This window comes from Nonomuraea sp. GTA35 (assembly GCF_041950525.1).
Classification (GTDB): Bacteria; Actinomycetota; Actinomycetes; order Streptosporangiales; family Streptosporangiaceae; genus Nonomuraea.
Map to the genome: position 1 here is coordinate 1 of NZ_JBGNUV010000002.1, position 17,767 is coordinate 17,767.

Annotated in this window: 14 protein-coding genes; 8 read left to right on the plus strand and 6 right to left on the minus strand. The window is 73.3% G+C overall.

Features of this window, described 5'->3' with window-relative positions; genetic code table 11:
• The 5 genes from ACBJ32_RS06785 to ACBJ32_RS06805 all read left to right on the plus strand — a co-directional run.
• Nucleotides 1-186, plus strand: a 186-nt coding sequence (locus ACBJ32_RS06785) for a hypothetical protein (protein ID WP_375125984.1), incomplete at its 5' end; no start/stop codon positions are given.
• Between the two features lie 91 nt (nt 187-277).
• Nucleotides 278-1,153, plus strand: a complete 876-nt coding sequence (locus tag ACBJ32_RS06790) for a tyrosine-type recombinase/integrase (RefSeq protein ID WP_375125985.1) — start codon at nt 278-280, stop codon at nt 1,151-1,153.
• Nucleotides 1,150-1,917: an SDR family oxidoreductase gene (locus ACBJ32_RS06795; RefSeq protein WP_375125986.1), complete on the plus strand. Its 768-nt coding sequence runs from the start codon at nt 1,150-1,152 to the stop codon at nt 1,915-1,917. The genes ACBJ32_RS06790 and ACBJ32_RS06795 overlap by 4 nt, the downstream gene beginning before the upstream one ends.
• Nucleotides 1,918-2,231: 314 nt before the next feature.
• Entirely contained in the window at nt 2,232-2,678 is a 447-nt protein-coding gene (locus ACBJ32_RS06800; protein WP_357884387.1) for an Rrf2 family transcriptional regulator, read from the plus strand.
• Between the two features lie 91 nt (nt 2,679-2,769).
• Entirely contained in the window at nt 2,770-4,197 is a 1,428-nt protein-coding gene (locus tag ACBJ32_RS06805) for an MFS transporter (RefSeq protein ID WP_375125987.1), read from the plus strand.
• 55 nt (nt 4,198-4,252) lie between these two features.
• On the opposite strand, the gene ACBJ32_RS06810 is transcribed toward ACBJ32_RS06805, so the two are convergent.
• From ACBJ32_RS06810 to ACBJ32_RS06820, 3 genes are all read right to left on the minus strand, one after another.
• Entirely contained in the window at nt 4,253-4,759 is a 507-nt protein-coding gene (locus ACBJ32_RS06810) for a hypothetical protein (protein ID WP_375125988.1), read from the minus strand.
• 144 nt (nt 4,760-4,903) lie between these two features.
• On the minus strand, nt 4,904-5,278 hold the full coding sequence (locus ACBJ32_RS06815) for an STAS domain-containing protein (RefSeq protein ID WP_375125989.1): 375 nt from the start codon (nt 5,276-5,278) through the stop codon (nt 4,904-4,906).
• Between the two features lie 103 nt (nt 5,279-5,381).
• Nucleotides 5,382-6,428, minus strand: coding sequence for a helix-turn-helix transcriptional regulator (locus ACBJ32_RS06820; RefSeq protein ID WP_375125990.1), 1,047 nt, complete (start codon nt 6,426-6,428; stop codon nt 5,382-5,384).
• Between the two features lie 344 nt (nt 6,429-6,772).
• Between ACBJ32_RS06820 and ACBJ32_RS06825 the strand changes: the two genes are divergently transcribed.
• Entirely contained in the window at nt 6,773-7,201 is a 429-nt protein-coding gene (locus tag ACBJ32_RS06825) for a hypothetical protein (RefSeq protein WP_375125991.1), read from the plus strand.
• A gap of 211 nt (nt 7,202-7,412) precedes the next feature.
• Complete coding sequence (locus tag ACBJ32_RS06830; RefSeq protein WP_375125992.1) at nt 7,413-8,984, plus strand: polysaccharide lyase family 1 protein; 1,572 nt, start codon at nt 7,413-7,415, stop codon at nt 8,982-8,984.
• A gap of 104 nt (nt 8,985-9,088) precedes the next feature.
• On the opposite strand, the gene ACBJ32_RS06835 is transcribed toward ACBJ32_RS06830, so the two are convergent.
• The 3 genes from ACBJ32_RS06835 to ACBJ32_RS06845 are packed head-to-tail and all read right to left on the minus strand — an operon-like array spanning nt 9,089 to nt 15,857.
• Nucleotides 9,089-11,635: an NACHT domain-containing protein gene (locus tag ACBJ32_RS06835; protein ID WP_375125993.1), complete on the minus strand. Its 2,547-nt coding sequence runs from the start codon at nt 11,633-11,635 to the stop codon at nt 9,089-9,091.
• Nucleotides 11,635-12,324 carry a hypothetical protein gene (locus ACBJ32_RS06840; RefSeq protein ID WP_357884369.1) on the minus strand — a complete coding sequence of 230 codons (690 nt, stop codon included), beginning with the start codon at nt 12,322-12,324 and terminating at the stop codon, nt 11,635-11,637. Before ACBJ32_RS06840 ends, ACBJ32_RS06835 begins: the two co-directional genes overlap by 1 nt.
• On the minus strand, nt 12,315-15,857 hold the full coding sequence (locus ACBJ32_RS06845; RefSeq protein WP_375125994.1) for an AAA family ATPase: 3,543 nt from the start codon (nt 15,855-15,857) through the stop codon (nt 12,315-12,317). The genes ACBJ32_RS06840 and ACBJ32_RS06845 overlap by 10 nt, the downstream gene beginning before the upstream one ends.
• Nucleotides 15,858-16,018: 161 nt before the next feature.
• On the opposite strand from ACBJ32_RS06845, the gene ACBJ32_RS06850 reads away from it, so the two are divergent.
• Nucleotides 16,019-17,707 carry an NB-ARC domain-containing protein gene (locus ACBJ32_RS06850; protein WP_375125995.1) on the plus strand — a complete coding sequence of 563 codons (1,689 nt, stop codon included), beginning with the start codon at nt 16,019-16,021 and terminating at the stop codon, nt 17,705-17,707.
• Nucleotides 17,708-17,767 lie beyond the last annotated feature (60 nt).

Consider the following 17,767-nt stretch of genomic DNA (forward strand, 5'->3'; position numbering starts at 1 on the left):
CAGCAGATTCTCACCCTCATAACCAGCACCGGCCAGCCCACACGAGCGCGCGACCTCTGCCTGGCCCTGGACCTGCCTCTGGAACGTAAGAACATCGAGAACACCCGCGCCAAGCTCAAACGCCTGGTCACCCTCGGCATTCTCGTGGAGACCGAGCCGGGATTGTTCGCCCAGTCGCGTCCGTAGCCCGGCAACAAGCCCGTGACCAGCCCCCCTCATGCAGTGCAAGCGATCAAAGGGACATCAGCTCGCGAACCGCCCTCTCAGGGCCATCACGGTGTGGGCCCGCACCGACCTGCGGCCCTCCCCCGTCATGGTGTGGACACCGGCCCAGCTCGGCGCGTTCCTCGACCATGCCGTCACCGATCGGCTGTATGCACTGTTCCATCTGATCGCCTTTCGCGGGCTGCGCCGCGGCGAGGCGTGCGGCGCGCGCTGGACCGACCTCGACGCCGACGAAGGCACGCTGGCGGTGGCCACACAGCTCACGGTCGTCAACGGCCAGGTCGAGGAGGGCGACCCGAAGACCGCATCCTCCAACGACATGGTCGCCCTCGACACGACCACCCTCGACGTGCTGCGCATCCACCACGCACGACAGTTCGCCGACAAGCTGCACTGGGGCCCGGCCTGGCAGGACAGCGGGCGCATCTTCACCAAGGAAGACGGCTCGCGACTGCACCCCGACGTGATCAGTAAGCACTTCGAACGGCTCTGCTTCGGCGCCGGGCTGCCCTCGATCCGGCTGCACGACCTGCGCCACGGCGCGGCGACGCTGTCGCTCGCCGCGGGCAACGACATGAAGATCACCTCAGCGATGCTGCGGCACTCCAGCCTCGCCATGACCTCCGACCTCTACACCGCCGTGCTGCCCGAGGTGGCGCACACCGCAGCGGAGGCCAGCGCCGCCCTCGTGCCCCGGGCGGCCGGCCTGCGGGACCTGTCCGTGAACCGCGGTCTCCCTTCGGTCTCCCCCGTCCACCCCCGCATCCCCACCACCCCACCCGCCCCAGACACCAGAGGAAAAACAGGAGGTCAGCGACGTGGCCGGCACATGGTCAGCAGAACGCAGCCGCGGTATCGGGGGATCGGCGATCCCCCGATAACCGCTCTCTGCAACAGCACCGGCGGACACGCCAAGCTCGAAGCATGAACATCTCCGGAAACACCGTCTTCATCCCCGGCGCCACCAGCGGCATCGGTCTCGCGCTCGCCCTCGCCCTCCAGTCCAGGGGCAACACCGTCATCGTCGGTGGCCGGCGCACCGAGCTGCTCGAGCGGATCGCCGCCGAGAACCCCGGCATCGACACCGTACAGATCGACACGACGGACGCGGCGAGCATCGACGCCGCCGCAAAGCAGGTGCTGGCCCGGCACCCCGACCTGAACGTGCTGGTCACCATGGCCGGCATCATGCGCGTCGAGGACTGGCACCGGCCTGAGTCGTTCCTGGCCTCCGCCGAGGCCGTGGTGACGACGAACGTGCTCGGCCCGATCCGGCTCATCGCCGCTTTCGTCGAGCACCTGCAGGAACAGCCGGACGCCACGATCGTCACCGTCTCCTCGGGGCTGGCGTTCACGCCGCTCAAGGTCACGCCGAGTTACAACGCCTCCAAGGCGGCGATCCACATGCTCAGCGAGTCGATCCGGCTGCAGCTCGCCGACACCAGCGTGAAGGTCGTGGAGCTGGAGCCGCCGTCCGTCCGGACCTCGCTGCTGCCCGGGCAGGAGTCGAGCGAGTTCGCGATGCCGCTGGAGGAGTTCGTGGCGGAGGTCGTCGCGCTGCTGGAGTCCCGGCCGGACGCGAAGGAGATCCAGGTCGAGCGGGTGAAGTTCCTGCGGTACGGCGAGGCGCGCGGCGACTACGACCAGGTCGTCGCGACGCTCAACGCTGCCGACCCGCACGGGAAGCAGTAGCCGGGCCCGCGTCAAGCGGCGGGGTGAGCGTCATGCACGGAGCACGCCGACCTGCGGACGAACGCCACAATCCGAGCATACCGACCTGCGGACAGGCGCCCACGACCCGAACACGCACGCCTGCGGACGGGCGTCATGATCCGAACCACGTCGAGCTGGGGAGCGGGCACCGCGTGCGGGAGCACGGCAAGCGGGCGGCCGGGCGTAGCAAGCGGCCCTCCGAGAAGGGTGGCCGGCGCGACGACCCCTACGGATTGACGTCCGACCAAACTGTAACTAGCCTCGTTACAGTTCAGGAAGCGAGAGGTGTCGAAGTGAGTCTCAGCAGCAGGACCGCGGTCGCGATCCACGCCCTCACCCTGCTGGGGCGCTGGGCCGAGAAGACGCTGACGTCGGCGGAGATCGCCGACAGCCTGGAGAGCAACCCGGTCCTGGTCCGGCGCATCCTCGGCAGCCTGCGCGACGCCGGCCTCGTGTGGTCGACCGAGGGTCGGGGCGGCGGCTGGTCGCTGGCCCGCGCCCCGCGCGAGATCACCCTGTACGACGCGTTCGCCGCCGTCGAGCCGGGCCCGATCCTGTCGCGCCACCCGCACCCGCCGAGCGCGAGCTGCGAGGTGGGCCGCAACATCCAGGCCCTGCTGGAGGTGGAGTTCCGGGACGCGGAGCGGGCCATGGAGGAGCGGCTCGCCCGCACCACCATCGCCCACCTGCTCCGGCAGGTCACCGACATCGAACGCGAGCTCGGGCTGACGAATCGCTAGCCGAGCGACGGCGGAGGCACCCCCTCCGCCTTTCTTTTCCCCAAACTGTAACTACAACGGTGGCAGTAAGCCACTCCCGAGGACGTGCCTCATGACTTCCACCACCGAAGGAACCCGCTCAGCTCCGGCCCTGCTGGCCGTGCTCATGCCGGCGATGCTGGCCACGGTCATCGCCAGCGACATGGTCAACCTCGTGCTCCCGGCGATCGGCGCGGAGTTCGGGGCGTCCGAGGCGGAGCTGGCGTGGGTCGTCACCGGCTTCCTGCTGATGTTCTCGGTCGGCATCCCCTTCTACGGCCGCGTCTCCGATCGGGTGAGCCTGCGCCGCCTGTTCGTCTTCGCCCTGCTGACGTACGCCGCGGGAAGCCTGGTCTGCGCCCTCGCCCCGGACCTCCTCGCCCTCGTGGCCGGGCGGATCGTGATGGGGGTGGGCGCGGCCGCCATCCCCGTGCTGTCGATCATCGCCGTCACCAGGCTGATGCCGGAGAACAGGCGCGGAACGGGCATCGGCGTGCTCTCCGCGGCCTCCGGCGTCGGCACCGCCGCCGGGCCGGCCGTCGGCGGCGGGATCGGCCAGTTCCTCGGCTGGCCCGCGCTGTTCTGGCTCATGTTCGCGGTCGCGCTGGCGCTGCTTCCCGCGGCGCTGCGCGTGCTGCCGGGCGAGCCGCCTGCGGGCGAGGCGCGGTTCGACCTGCCCGGCGGCGTGCTGCTGGGGCTCGGGGCCGGGCTGGCGCTGTTCGGCATCACGCAGGCGCAGGTCGCCGGCCTGGCGGCGCCCTCGTCCTGGGGCAGCCTGGTGGTGGCGGTCGTGGCCGCCGCGCTGTTCGGGTGGCGCACGGTACGCGTCGCGCACCCGTTCGTGCCGCCCGCGCTGTTCGCCAACCCGGTCTACCGGAACGCCGTCGCCGTCGCGTTCCTGGCCATGGTCGTCAACCTCGGCGGCCTGGTGTTCGTGCCGCTGCTGGTGGTGGACGTCAACGGCCTCACCCCGGGGGCGGGCGCCCTGGTCATGATCCCGGCCGGGATCGCCGTCGCCGTCGTCTCGCCGCTGATCGGCCGGCTGGCCGACCGCATCGGCACCCGGCCCCTGGTGCTCGCGGGCCTGGCGGTCATCGGGCTGTTCTCGCTGTTCCTGTCCACCTTCACGGGTGGCGCGTCGGTGGTCCCGGCGGGGGTGGGAATCTTCGGATTGAGCGTGGGCTTCATCTTCGTCCTGACCCCGCTGATCAGTGCCGCGGCGGGAGCGCTGCCGGCCGGCCAGGTCGGTGCCGGGCTCGGGATCCTTCAGGGAGCGCAGTTCCTCGGCGCCGGCACCGGGCCCGCCCTGTTCGGCGTGCTGGTGACCGCGCGGCAGCAGGGCGGCAACGGCGCCGTGAATCCCCTGTACGGCGGCAGCGAAGGCGCCGCCTACTCGGACGTCTTCCTGACCATGGCCGTGGTCGTCGTGCTGGCGCTGGCCGTCGCGTACCGGATGCGACCCCGCGAGGCAGGCCACGCGAGGCCCACCCCGCGAGTGTAGGATCGCGGGATCGGGTCGCGACCGCGCCGGCGGGGGCTTGGCGCGCCCGCCGGTGTCAGAGGGCCAGGGCGGCCATGAACGCCATGGTGGCCGCCATTCCGGCCGAGCACGCGTCCCGGCCGAGCGTCCCGCGATCCCCGCCCCGCCCTGGCAGGACGCTGATGAGCCGGGCGCAGGTCCAGCCCAGCCCGATGATCAGGGCCACCGTGGCCAGCGACCCGCCTCCGTGCGAGTGCCCGGCGGGAGCGCCGCCGAGCGCCACGAGCACCGCCGGAGTGCCGCCGAGCGCCGCCAGCACCAGGAGGATGGACATGATCACGAAGTCCTGGAGGTGATGACCGATCTCCGCCCGGCGGGCGGGCGAGCCGCAGAGCCAGCCGGCGGCCAGCAGCGTGGGCACCGCGACGGCGAGGAACGCGCCGCCCAGATGCCCGGCCGCCATGCCGAACGCCATGACGACGTACGGCCACCTCTGGCCGGCCCGCCCGGAGGGCAGCAGGGCGGGGGCGAGCGCCAGCGCGCAGCCGGCCCCCGCCGCCACCGCATGCAGGAGGGCCTGCATGCGGCGGCCGGGCCGCGACCGGGGTCGCGGCCTGCTCCGCGAGCGTTCACGATGCGCTCCTTGCCGTCACCGGTGTCACACCCATGGGACAGGACAGCACGGCGCGCCGTGACAGGGAACGAAGGTGACGTCCGCCGCTGGATCCTACTGGCGATCCGGGACGCCGTTCCCATGATGCTCGCGCATCGCGTCGGCGGCGTGCTGCGCGTCGGGATGGATGTGCAGGGCCAGCCACACCCCCGTGATCTGCAGCACGCGCGCGGGCACGTCGTGCACGGCGGCCAGGCGCAGGAGGCCGCCCTGCTCGCGTACGGCGGCGTTCAGCCGCAGCAGCACGTGCAGGCCGCGGCTGTCCATGAAGGTCAGCCCGGTGAGGTCGAGGACCATGCCGGGGCCGGGCCGGCGGTGCCGCTCGGCGTAGGACTCCAGCTGGTCGGCGTTGGTGGAGTCGAGCTCGCCCGCCACGGCGATCAGCACTCCGCCGGGCAGGTGCCGGCAGCTCAGGCTCAGGGGCGACATGGCGCCTTGCCGGCTCGCGGTCGCCGTGCGGGGACCCCCAGCCTGGGCGCGGTCGCGTACTTCTCTTCCAGAGTGGACCCCATCCTGCCGATCGTTTCGGCCTTCACTCTTGGTCCTGCGGCCGTGCCCGGTCAGCACGCCGGGCGAAGGATTCTTCCCGCTGCTGTCCAGGGAGCGAAACCGGCCCTGCGGAGGCCTGCAAGGTGTCGCTGGGCGGGCGCCCGTAGGCGGCCTTGTAGGCCAGGGCGAACCGCCCGGGGTGGAAGAACCCCCAGCGGGCCGCGATCGCGGCCACCGTGGTCGCGGCCGGATCGCCGGCCTCCAGCTCGGCGTGCGCGCGGGCCAGGCGGGCCTGGCGCAGGTAGCTCAGCGGGGTGGTGTCCAGGTGCCGGCGGAAGGCGTACTGCAGGGCGCGGGGGGTGACCCTGGCCGCGGTGGCGATGTCGTCGACGCCGATGGGGGTGCCGGCGTGCTCGTCGATGTAGGCGAGGGCGCGGCGCACCGTACGGGGATGGGCGTCGTGGCGGTCCGGGCCGGTGGCGTCGGCTGCGGCGGTGGCGGCGTTGCTGGGCAGGGCCGTCAGGACGCTGGCGGCCAGGAGCTGCCCGGCGGTGGAGACCACGAGGGGTTCGCCGGCCAGGTCCGGGTCGGCCAGGACGTCGTCGCGCAGGTAGGCGATCGTGCGCCGGAGGTGCCGGCCGGCGGCGGCGGAGACGGGCCGGTGGCCCAGCAGCCGTACCGGCCCCGGCCCGCGGCCCGGGCAGGTGCCGGCCACCTCCTGCAGCAGCGCGTCGCCGAACATGACGATGGTGTACCTCGCATGGCTGACCTCGCCGGAGTAGGGCCGGTCGGGCGGCGCCAGCGACACCGCGTCCCCCGGCCCGAACACCTCCTCCTCGTAGCCGGCGACCTGCTGGGCGATGCGCCCGGACTCCACCACGCACAGGCACACCTTGCCGAGCGGATGCACCTCGTAGCTCAGGCCGAACTCCAGCCGCAGCCGATCGACGCTGACCGGCCCCATGACCTGGCGCGAGATCCTGGTCCGCGGGCTGTCCGCCTCGGCCCGGATGCTCATCCTGGCGTAGGCCTTGCTGAGGAACTCCTCGGTCTGCCCGAGGTCGCGGCTGTCGAAGGTCAGCGGCTCCATGGCACGCTCCACCCCTGGTATGCGCGATCCTCGCCCGCGGGCGCCGGGGCGAGGTCGGTCGGACAACCGGCCACACCGTGATGGTAGTCCGCCGCCCCGTCAGGCGAGCCAGGAAAGCTCGATCCGGCCGGCGCGGGGTGCCGCCGCTCATCCCGTCGAGCGGCGTTCGAGGTGTCCGCCCTGCTGTGCCTGCTCTCGGCGGCCGGCACCCGGTTCATCGGGGAACCCGCCCGCCCGCGCCGTCCCTCACGGGGGACGGGTGAGGCGTCACCGCTTTGACAGGTGACGGAAGCCCGTGCGAGGATCATCACCTGTTGAACCGGTGACTCCTTGAAGGAACTCCCATGACAGTCGTGCGCTTCGATCTGCTCTCCTCCCTCACCCCCGCGGCGGCCATGCGGGTGCTGACCGACTTCGGCCCCGCACGCGCGCGGAGCTGGCCGAGCATCGACGCCGGGCACTTCACCGTCCACCAGCTCGGCGACACCTGGGCCGAGGTGACCGAAGGAACCGCCGCGGCCTGGGAACGCGCCCGCTACGAGTGGGACGCGGAGAAGGGGCGGGTGCTCATCACCACCCTCGACTCCAAGCTCTTCGGCCCGGGCGGCGGCTGGGACATCCGGCTCACCCCCGAAGGCGACGGCACGCGGGTCACCGTCGAGCTCACCCGGCAGCCCCGCACGCTCAAGGGCAAGATCCTCGCCGCCCTCCTTCCCCTGGCCGCCCCCTCCTCGCTCCGCAAGTCCTTCGGCGAGCCGCTGAAAGCGAGGTGAACCCGCCGGCGCCGGCCCCCGCCGAGCGACGAGATGAAAGTTTCATGGTTCGTTGACACGGGGAAAGCGCTTTCCTACGGTGACGCTGTCCGCCCGCACGGATGTGCCCGCTCGCGTACGCCGAGAAAGATCCGGAGCGCAGGAGGGTCGTGGTGGCGCGGCCGTGCGGAGCAGAACGCCATCGTTGTTCGAAGGAGCAGGTGAACCAGGGATGAGACGAGCAGTCGCGTCGCGACTCCACGCGGTGCTGGCGGCGGTGGCGACCGCGGCCGCGGTCGGCGCGGTCGCCGTGGCCTTGCCGCTGACGCAGGCGTCGGCGGCGGCCGGCGGCGCCACCGGCTACGCGACCGCCAACGGCGGGACGACCGGCGGTGCGGGCGGGCAGACGGTGCGGGCCACCACGGGGACCGCGATCCACGCGGCCCTGTGCGGCCGGGCCAGCAGCAGCACCCCGATCACCATCGAGGTCGAGGGGACCATCAACCACGGCAACACCACCAAGGTGTCAGGTGAGAGCTGCAACACCGCAGCCGGCGTGATCGAGCTCAAGCAGATCAGCAACGTCACGATCATCGGGGTCGGCAGCGGGGCCGTCTTCGACCAGCTGGGCATCCACATCCGCGAGGCCAGCAACATCATCATCCGCAACGTGACCGTCCGCAACGTCAAGAAGTCGGGCTCGCCCACGTCCAACGGCGGCGACGCCATCGGCATGGAGAGCGGCGTGCGCAACGTGTGGGTCGACCACGTCACCCTGGAGGCCTCGGGCGGGGAGTCGGAGGGCTTCGACGGCCTCTTCGACATGAAGGACGACACCCAGTACGTGACCCTGTCCTACAGCATTCTGCGCAACTCCGGCCGGGGCGGGCTCATCGGGTCCAGCGAGAGCGACCGCTCCAACGGTTACGTCACCTTCCACCACAACCTGTACGAGAACATCGACTCCCGCACGCCCCTGCTGCGCGGCGGCATCGCGCACATCTACAACAACTCCTACGTGAGCCTCCACGAATCGGGCATCAACTCCCGGGCCGGGGGCCGCGCCAAGGTGGAGAACAACTACTTCAAGGACTCCAAGGACGTCCTGGGCACCTTCTACACCAGCGAGGCCGGCTACTGGCAGGTCGCCGGCAACATCTTCGACAACGTGACGTGGTCCGCCCCGGGCAGCGACAACAACCCCGCCGGCCCCGACCCGCAGTCCAACACCTCCGTCAGCGTCCCGTACTCCTACACCCTCGACGGGGCGAGCTGCGTGCCGGCCATCGTCCGCCAGACGGCCGGCGCCAACAAGGGGCTGCAGGAGTCGAACGGCAACTGCACGCCGCAGACGCCGACGGTCACCCCCACAGTCACGCCCACGGTCACGCCCACGGTCACGCCGACGGTGACGCCGACCGTCACCCCCACGCCCGGCGGGCCCAACCTCAGCATCGGAGCCGGCTCCGACGGCTCCAGCAAGGCCGACGGGACGAGCTACGGCAACGTGCGGGACGGCAACCTGAGCACCTACTGGTCACCGTCGGGCTCGACCGGTGACATCTCGATCAAGTGGGGCTCCGCCACGACGGTCTCCAGGGTCGTCATCCGCGAGGCGGCGGGCTCCGAGGGCGGCATCGGCGCCTGGCAGCTCCTCAACGCCGGCACCGGCGCCGTGCTGAAGTCGGGCAGCGGGGCGGGCGCCATCACCTTCACCCCGACCTCGCTCAGCAAGATCACTTTCAGGATCACCGGCTCGGCGGGCACGCCGAGGGTCGCCGAGTTCGAGACCTACGCCGGATAGCGGGCACCGGGGCGGGGGTGGTCACGCCGACGACCCCCGCCCCGGCTCCTCGCCCAGACGCAGGCCGAGCGGCCTCCGGCGCAGGAGGTCTCCGCGGGCCGCCGTCACGCGTCGCTCCCGGAGGAGGTCAGGAAGTCCTGGAGCTCACGGTGGCGGAACTGGTACGTGGCGCCGCTGACCCGCAGCAGCCGGGCCTCGCACGCCCAGTCGAGAAAGCTCCACAGCCGTAGCGGGAGCAGCCCGCGCGTGGCCGCCACGATCAGGCCGATCATGGTGCGGGTCCAGGCGACGGCGCCGAAGGCCAGGCCGAAGGTGACGCCGCCGATGAGCGCGCACACCAGCGACTCGACGAGACCCTGGCTCATCAGGAACACCAGGAAGGCCGCCACACCGCCGGTGAGGCCGAAGGCCAGCCCGATCGTCGGGTTGCGGTGCAGGGCCTCGCGCGGATGGGCGAGCTCGGCGTCCATGCTCCACCCCCCGGTGGTGATCCTGAAAACGACCCCGAGCGCGAACGCCAGGACGAAGGCGCCGCTCACGCCCGTGACCAGCGCCACGGGGCCCGCCTGGGCCAGCCGCAGCGGCGCCAGCCCGGTGAGCGCGCCGCACAGCCCGAAGCCCGCCAGCGTGACGGGCTCGGCGCGGATCGCCTCGGAGACGGTCATCCGCTCGGCCCCGCGCCGGCCGGCGGCGGTCAGCCCGATGACCGTGCCGAGCGTCAGCCCTCCGGTGCCGCCCGCGACGACGGCGAAGGCGGCGCCGAAGATCTTCCCGCCGGTCAGGAGGAGCCCGGCCAAGCCGCCGAGCACGCCGACGGGCAGGCCCGCCAGGGCGCCGAGCAGGGCGCCCATCACGCGCCGCCGCCGGGGGACGTCGCTCCGCCCGCCCGCCGCGGCCGGCCACGACGACAGCGACAGGCCGGTCACGATGCCCACCCACGACGTCATGAGCGCCAGCGTGAGTGCCTGCTCCGCGCCCGTGCCCAGGTCGCCGGCCGCGGAGCCCGTCCAGAAGGCGAGCATGGCGATGATCGCGAGGAGCACGGCGCACAGGCAGTGCAGCGCCCGGACCAGCCGCCAGCCGCCGATCGGCCACAGCAGGTGGGGGACGAGGTCGATCGCCGTCAGGCCGGGTGGCGGCCGATCCGCCCCGGCGGTGCGGGCGGCCTGCCACCGCAGGTGGGCCGCCAGGTTCACCAGCCATGATCGCACCTGGTCCGGCTGGTACGCGGTGCCGTGCGCGGTCCTGGGCGTGAGGCGGGTCGCGGCCGGGACGTAGGCCGCCAGCAGCCGCCGGGCGATCACCTCCGCGCCCTCACGGGGGCCGGCGTGCGGGTCGGCGCGCAGCAGTTCGTGCGGGTCGGCGCCGGACTCCACGGCGGTGACGGTCAGCAGGAGCCGCCACGGTGTGGCGAGAGCGGCGTGGACGGCCCCGGCCACCGGCCCTGACAGGGCCGCCTGGATGCCGTCGCGATGGCGGGCGCAGGGATGGCCGTCCGGCCAGCGAGCCGCCAGGTACACGGCGATCTGCTCGACGCCGAGGTCGTGGAGCCGGATCAGGACCGCGTTGTCCAGCCACACCCCGGCGGCGCGCAGTTCGGCGTGGCGGTCGGCGCGGCAGGTCACGACCACCGCGCCGGGGCGCCGTCCGGACAGGTCGCTGTAGCGGTTGAGCTCGGCCAGCAGGCCCATCGCCCGGCGGGGCGTTCCGGTCGGCGGGTCGGGGTCCAGCTCGTCCAGGCCGTCCACCACGGGCAGCACCCTGCGGTCCCGCACCAGCCGGTGCGCGTCGCCGGTCGCGAGCCCGAAGTCCTGCACGAGTTGCTCGGCCAGCCAGGTCTCGAACGGCCTGCCCAGGGTCCAGCGGGCCGCGTTCAGGCGGACCGGGACCGTGCCCGGGGGGTCGCCGGTGGTCACCACGGACTCCAGCAGTTGCAGCACCAGCTCGATGGCGAGCACCGTCTTGCCCGCTCCCGACTCGCCCACGACCAGCAGGCGCTGGGGGTGCAAGGCGGTGAAGAAGCGGCCGATCGTGTGCAGGTCGTCCGGTCCCTCACCGGAAGCATCGTGGGCGTCGCTGTGGGGGAAGCCGGTGCGGGGGCCGAAGGAGACGGGCGCGATGTCGTAGCCGCCGAGCAGCCCCTTGCGTGCCCGGTCCTCCTCGCGGAGCACGCGCCGGACCAGCAGCTCGACCGCTCGGTCCCTGTTCCCCGCCCGGGGCGGCACCTCGACGGTCTCCCCGGCGGCGGGTGGTGGCGGCTGTGGAGGGGCGGCCTCCTCCTCGACGACGGGCGGAGGCGGCGACGGGGCGGCCGGTTCGGTCAGCGCCGCTCTGGCCGCCCGCCAGCGTTCGAGCTCCCCGGCGATCAGCTCGTCCGGATAGTCGCAGGACCGGAAGCAGGCGGTGACGAACGCCCGGACGAACTCCCACCGCGGCAACCGGTCACTCTGCCGCAGCACGTGCGAGGTCGTGCTCTTCGGCAGCGCGTCCACCATGGCGCCGTCCGAGGCCGCCGTGCGGCCGCCGAGCGAGCGCAGCCTGCTCAGCGACGGTTCGCCCGCCCACTGCCTGAGCCGGGCCAGCGCCCCGACGAACTCCGCCACGCTGGCGGCCCGCGCCGGATCGGGCGGACGGGGACGATCCGCGCTCATCAGCCCTCCGCCCTCACCAGCGCCCACGCGAACCTCGCCCGGCCGCGCCGGGGCCACCGCCCCGGCACGCACACCCCTTCCAGCGTCTGGACGTGGCGCGACTCCATCAGGAAGTTGCGCGCCTCGTCGGCCTCCACCAGCTCCCGGCCCACCGCGATGGGCACGAACCCGTGCCGGGGGATGTAGACCCAGCGCCCCCGGTCCCAGTCGTAGGGGTCGAACCAGCGGTGGCGCACCGTGCCCGACACCCGCACCTCCTGCCCCTGCCTGGTCAGGACGAACGAGCCCTGCGAGCGCAGCAGGCTCATCCTGCTCACGTAGAACAGCTCGGTGCCGATGAAGGCGTTGATCCGCGCGTCCCAGTGGTCGTGCAGCCAGGCCGAGGCGTGCTCGTCCAGCAGCCCGGCCTGCCGGAGGAGCTGGCGTTCGAACCGGCGCTGGTTCTTGCGCTCGGCCTTCTTGATCACCTTGAACGAGCGCAGCCAGCGCGGTGACATCGCCCTGGACGCGCCCGCGCCGTCCATGAAGTGTTGCAGGAAGTCCGAGGCGATCGGATGGAAGTCGCGGCCACCGTCGATGATCGACCGGAACAGCCCGACCAGCTCGGGAACCGGTCTGCCCGTCCGCCGCCGCAGCCCTCGCAGGAACATGCCGGCCTTCTCCCTGGTGCGATCGAGGATCACGAACACGTCGGGCGGTACTCCTCCTGCGAGATGAGAGTCTTCCATTCCCCGCGGCCCAGGGCGCGCCCCGCGTTGGCGCAGGCCGCGGCCACCAGGTCGGCGGGCGTTCCGGTGTGCCACAGCCGCGCGGTGCCGTCACCGGCCACGCTGGCCACGGCCGTCCCGCCGGGGGCGTAGTCGAGCGCGACCACGCCCCTGGTGTGGCCGGTCATCGGGTTGCCGAGCGGCCGGTGGGTCCGCAGGTCCCACAGCAGCACGGCGCCGCTCCGGAGGCCGGTGGCCAGGGCCTCGCCGTCCGGGCTGAACGCGAGCGTGTTGGGCGGGTCGTCCTCGGGGATCAGCGCGACGCCGGTCGTGCGGCGGAGCTGGAGGTCCCACAGCCGCACGGCGTCGTCGGCCGCCGTGAACGCCAGCGTCCGGCCGTCCGGGCTGAAGGCCAGGTCGTTGACCAGCCCGCCGGCGACCGCGGGGGGCGTGCCCTCGAGCTGGCGGCGGGTGGCCACGTCGAAGAGCCGCACCCGCGAGTCGAAGCCGGCGCTGGCGAGGGTCCTGCCGTCGGGGCTGATGGCCATCCCCGTGATCACGTCGGTGTGGTCGGGGACGCGGATGCGCGGCCCGAGCTCGCGGCGGCTCGCGACGTCCCAGATCGCGATGGCGCTCTCGTGCTGGACGGCGGCGAACCTGCCGTCGGGGCTGAACTCGGCCAGGCCGTCGAACGTGGCGTCATGGACGATCAGGCGGCGGCCCGCGAGGTCCCACAGCCGCAGGCCGTCCATGGCGGACGTCAGGAGCGTGCGCCCGTCGGGGCTGAAAGCGATCTCGGTCACGGAGCCGCGGGCGCCTCGGGAACGCAACGGGGGGCCGAGGGAGCGCTGGGTGGCGGCGTCCCACAAGTGGACGTCGGGGCTCTTGATGCCGGGGTCACCGGTGGCCACGGTGCGTCCGTCGGGGCTCAGCGCGACGGCTCCCCCCGCGGGCATCGGCCTGCCGATCTGCAGGTGGACCTGCGGGTCCGCGAGCCGCACCAGGCCGTCGCCGCTCGCGGCGGCCAGCAGCTTCCCGTCCGGGCTGAAGGCGACCCGCTCGACGCTCATGTTGTTGTCCTGCAGCGCGACCAGTCGCTGCCGGCTGGCCGTGTCCCACAGCACGGTCCGGCCCGTGCGCCCGCCGGTGGCGATGCGGGTGCCGTCGGGGCTGAAGGCGATCGAGTCGAAGCCGGCGGTGCGATCCATGATCACGGCTGTCTGCCTGCCCGACGCCACGTTCCACAGCCGGGCGGCGTTGTCGTAGCTCACGGTCGCGAGCGCCTTCGCGTCCGGGCTGAACGCGAGGTCGAGGATGGGCTCGCGCTGCCTGGCGATCGCGCCGCCCAGCGGCCGGGACGTGGCGGTGTCCCAGAGCCGTACGGCCTTGCCGGCCGCGACGGCCAGGCGTGCGCCGTCCCTGGTGAACGCCACCCTGCGCACGATGTTCGCCCGCTCCTGCCCGTGGTCGGGGCGGCCGAGGTCAGGGCCGCGCGGGCGGTGCGTGGCCGCGTCCCACTGCCGCACGACGCCGGTGAAGTCACCGGTCACGAGGGTCTTGCCGTCCGGGCTGTACGCGAGCGCCGACACGACGTCGTCGTGCTTCAGCGGCGGGCCCAGCTCGCGGCGGGTGGCCACGTCGTAGAACCGGACGGTGGAGATGCACGCGGTGGCCAGCGTCCGGCCGTCGGGGCTCAAGGCCAGCTCGACGCCGGAGCAGTCGAACCTCGCGCGGGTGATCGGGGCGCCGAGCTGCCGCCGCGTCGCGGTGTCCCAGAGCCGCGCGGTGCCGTCGTCGCTGCCCGTCGCGACGACGGCACCGCTGGCGCTGAACGCCAGGGACGTGATGCCTTTCGTGTGCCCGGTGAGCTTCCCCCTGCCGGTGCCGATCGCCGCGGACAGCAGGCGGTTGCGGGCCTCGTCGGTCTGGGCGATGTCCCACGCCGCCACGGCCAGCAGCGAGGACAGGGCGACGTCGCCGGTGACCTCGCTCTGCGCGGCGAGCTGGCGGGAGAGCGCCACCCTGCGCTGCCGGTCGGCCTCGCCCGCCGCAGTGACGGCGGTGGCGGCGGCGATGAGGGCGAGCACCGACAGCACGGCGAGAGCGGCCACGGCGAGCCGGCGGCGGCGGCTCGCCCGCCGCTCCTCCCGCGTGGACGCCGCGACGAAGCCCTCCACGACGGGGCCAGGCGGTGGGTAGCTGTCGGGGTCGCGATCCCAGCGGGGCCGGCTGTCCTGCACGGCCAGCAGCCGGGCGCCCCGGTAGAGGAACGCGGGATCGCGGTGGTTGCCGGCCCACAGGGCGGCGGCCTCCAGCAGCCGGTCGTAGACGCCCTGCGCGGCGAGGTCGGGTTCGAGCCACTGCCGCAGGGTGGGCCAGGCCGTCAGGAGGGCGTCGTGGGAGATCTCGACGGTGTCCTCGTGCAAGGTGAGCAGGCGCCGGTCGGCGAACGCTGACAGCAGCGCCCCGACCTGCTCCCGCCGCTGCGCCGTGTGCGCGGCGGCGGCGGCGTGCAGCTCGGCCAGCCGCGCGCTGCGCCGCGCCACCTGGCCGCCCGCCGTGATCAGGGTCAGCCGGCGGAAGATCCGCAGCGCGGCCTTGCGATCCTCCGGCGGCAGCCGCCCGAGCACCTCGTCGGCGGTGCGGCGCACGGAGTCGCGGACCCGGCCGGACTCCTCGTACCCGTGCAGGGTCAGGGTGCCGTTCGTCCGCCGTTCCCAGGTGTTGCGCAGCGCCTGGGACAGCAGGGGCAGCGCGCCGGGCAGGGGACGGTCGCCCGCGGCCAGGCCGGCCCGCAGCTCGGCCAGGATGGTCTCCACCAGGCCGGGCTCGAGGTCGAGGCCGGCGGTGGCCGCGGGGCCGGTGATGGCCAGCCGCAGGTCCGCCTCCGTCATCGGCTCGACGATGACCTGGCCGTCCTGGATGGCCTCGGCGAACTGCGGGTAGGCGGCGCAGCGGTCCCAGTGGTCCGCGCGCACCCCTATGATCACTCCGGCTCCGTGCGGGACGCCAGCCAGGGCCTGCAGGACCGCCACGAACGCCTGGCGCTCGTGCTCGTCCGTCACGAGGGTGAACAGCTCCTCGAACTGGTCGACCACCAGCAGGAGGCGGCCGTCCCCTTCGGGCAGGAGCCGCAGGGGGTCGTGGCGCAGCCGCTCGGCCACCGTTCCCGCGTCCCCGCCGAACGTCCTGGCCCAGGCTTCGGCGAGCGCGCGCAACGGGGCCGCGGTGGGCGTGGTGAGCAGGCACCGCCACCGCCCTACCCCGGCGACCGGCAGCTCGCCCTTCGCCACCGCCGGGATCAGGCCCGCCCGTAACAGCGACGACTTGCCGACACCCGAGGCGCCCGAGACCAGCAGGATGGAGCCGCGGCCGGTCAGCCTCCGCCCCAGGCGTCGCAGGAGATCGCGGGTGGCTCGCCTGCGGCCGAAGAACAGCTCGGCCTCGCCCGCCTCGAACGGGGCAAGACCCTGGTAGGGGCAGACCTCGTTGCGATGATCAACCCGCTCGCCCATGGCGGTCATTCTGACAAACCGCGGCCACGGGCATCAAACGCTGTCGTCCGATTTCGTCCAATGTCGTCCCATCAGTGGCTTGAACGGCTCGAACGCGGTTCTGATGGACGCGCTGCCAGTTGATCGAGAGGCCCGGCTCTTGCCGAGGCCCTCCATGGGGGATGGCGGGAGACACCTTGTACTCGGCACGATGGCCTCTGCCCGACATCGCGCGGGAACCCGGCGGCGGGCATTCCGCGGGAAGGCTGCTGCGGGGATGGCGCAAGCGGGCGTTGATGACCCAGGAGCAACTCGCCGAGCAGGCGGGGCTCAATGTCAGGACCGTGCGCCGGCTGGAGAACGGCGAGCTGTGGCAGCCGCGCAGCAGATCCGTGCTGCTGCTGGCGCAGGCGCTGGAGCTGGACGGGGCGGAGCGGGCGCTGCTGTCGGCCGTCACCCGGGGCTCGCCGGACGCCGAGCGCGACGAGCCCGCCGGGAACGGCCCGCCGGCCGCGGCGGCGATCGTCCCCCGGCAGTTGCCCGCCGACATCGCGGCGCTGATCGGCCGGGAACGCGAGCTCGCGACCCTGACCGGCTCGGAACCCGAGCTCGCGGCCCTGGAGGGCTGGGGGCGCGAGGCGGCAGCCTTCGAGGGCCGGGGGCGCGAGCTCGCGGCTTTGAAGGGCTGGGGGCTTGAGGCGGCGGCTTTCGAGAGCCGGGGGCGCGAGCTCGCGACCCTGACCGGCTCGGGACCCGAGCTCGCGGCCTTCGAGGGCCGGGGGCGCGAGGCCGTGGCCTTGGAGAGCCGGGGGCGCGAGCTCGCGCTTCTGGAGGGCGGCCGGCGCGCGGGCGCGATGCCGGTCGTCTCCCTCGACGGCATGGCGGGAACGGGCAAGACGGCGCTGGCGGTGCATGCCGCCCACCGGCTCGCGTCCGGCTTCCCCGACGGGCAGCTCTTCGTGGACCTGCACGGGCACGCCCGCGACGCGGCCCCGGTCGAGCCCGGCGAGGCGCTGGCCCGCATGCTTCGCGCGCTCGGCGTACCGGGCGAGGGCATCCCCGGGCACCTCGACGACCGCGCCGCGCTGTACCGCAGCGTGCTGGCGGATCGCAGGGTCCTGGTCGTGCTCGACGACGCCGCCGACGAGCACCAGATCCATCCGCTGCTGCCCGCCGGCGCGGGCTGCCGCGTGATCGTCACCGGCCGCCGGCGCCTGAGCGGGCTGGGGGACGCCCTCTCCCTGGACGTCCTGTCCCAGGCGGAGGCGGTCGCGTTGTTCGTCGCGGTGGCCGGGCCGGAGCGGGTCGCGGGCGTGCCCCGCGACGACCTGCACGTGGTCGTCGCGCGCTGCGGGCTGCTCCCGCTGGCCGTCCGCATCGCCGCCGACCGGCTCCGGGCGCATCCCACGTGGAGCGTGCGGCACCTGCTCGACCGGCTCGCCGGCGACCGGCTGACCGAGCTGCGGGCGGGACGGCACGACGTCGCCGCGGCCCTGGACGTGTCCTACGACAGGCTCCCTCCCGACCAGCGGCGCGCATACCGGCTGCTCGGGTCGCACGCCGGCACGGACTCCAGAAACGGCACGGACGCCATCCCCGGCACGGACTCGGGAAGCGGCACGAACCCCGGAAACGGCACAAACGCCATCTCCGGCACGGATGTCGGCGCCGGCACGGATGCCGGAAACGGCGCGGGCTTCGGTGCCGGCACGGCCGCCGCCCTGCTGGAGACGACCGCGGCCGAGGCGGAACGGCTGCTGGAGCGGCTGCTGGACGTGCACCTCCTGCGGGAGGCCTCGCCCGGCCGCTACCAGCTCAACGACCTGGTCCGCGATCACGCCGCCCGGACGCGACCGTGCTCCGGCGACTGACCCGCCACCGGGCCGCACTCACAACGCCGTGTCCACCGGGCTCCAGCCCGAGCCACGCCG

Excerpts from the sequence above, each read along its gene's own strand:
- ACBJ32_RS06815 (WP_375125989.1), bottom strand. The coding sequence starts at position 5,278 with ATGTCGCCCCTGAGCCTGAGCTGCCGGCACCTGCCCGGCGGAGTGCTG.
- ACBJ32_RS06845 (WP_375125994.1), bottom strand. The coding sequence starts at position 15,857 with ATGGGCGAGCGGGTTGATCATCGCAACGAGGTCTGCCCCTACCAGGGT.
- ACBJ32_RS06805 (WP_375125987.1), top strand. The coding sequence starts at position 2,770 with ATGACTTCCACCACCGAAGGAACCCGCTCAGCTCCGGCCCTGCTGGCC.
- ACBJ32_RS06810 (WP_375125988.1), bottom strand. The coding sequence starts at position 4,759 with ATGCAGGCCCTCCTGCATGCGGTGGCGGCGGGGGCCGGCTGCGCGCTG.
- ACBJ32_RS06850 (WP_375125995.1), top strand. The coding sequence starts at position 16,019 with ATGGCGGGAGACACCTTGTACTCGGCACGATGGCCTCTGCCCGACATC.
- ACBJ32_RS06795 (WP_375125986.1), top strand. The coding sequence starts at position 1,150 with ATGAACATCTCCGGAAACACCGTCTTCATCCCCGGCGCCACCAGCGGC.
- ACBJ32_RS06835 (WP_375125993.1), bottom strand. The coding sequence starts at position 11,635 with ATGAGCGCGGATCGTCCCCGTCCGCCCGATCCGGCGCGGGCCGCCAGC.
- ACBJ32_RS06830 (WP_375125992.1), top strand. The coding sequence starts at position 7,413 with ATGAGACGAGCAGTCGCGTCGCGACTCCACGCGGTGCTGGCGGCGGTG.
- ACBJ32_RS06820 (WP_375125990.1), bottom strand. The coding sequence starts at position 6,428 with ATGGAGCCGCTGACCTTCGACAGCCGCGACCTCGGGCAGACCGAGGAG.
- ACBJ32_RS06825 (WP_375125991.1), top strand. The coding sequence starts at position 6,773 with ATGACAGTCGTGCGCTTCGATCTGCTCTCCTCCCTCACCCCCGCGGCG.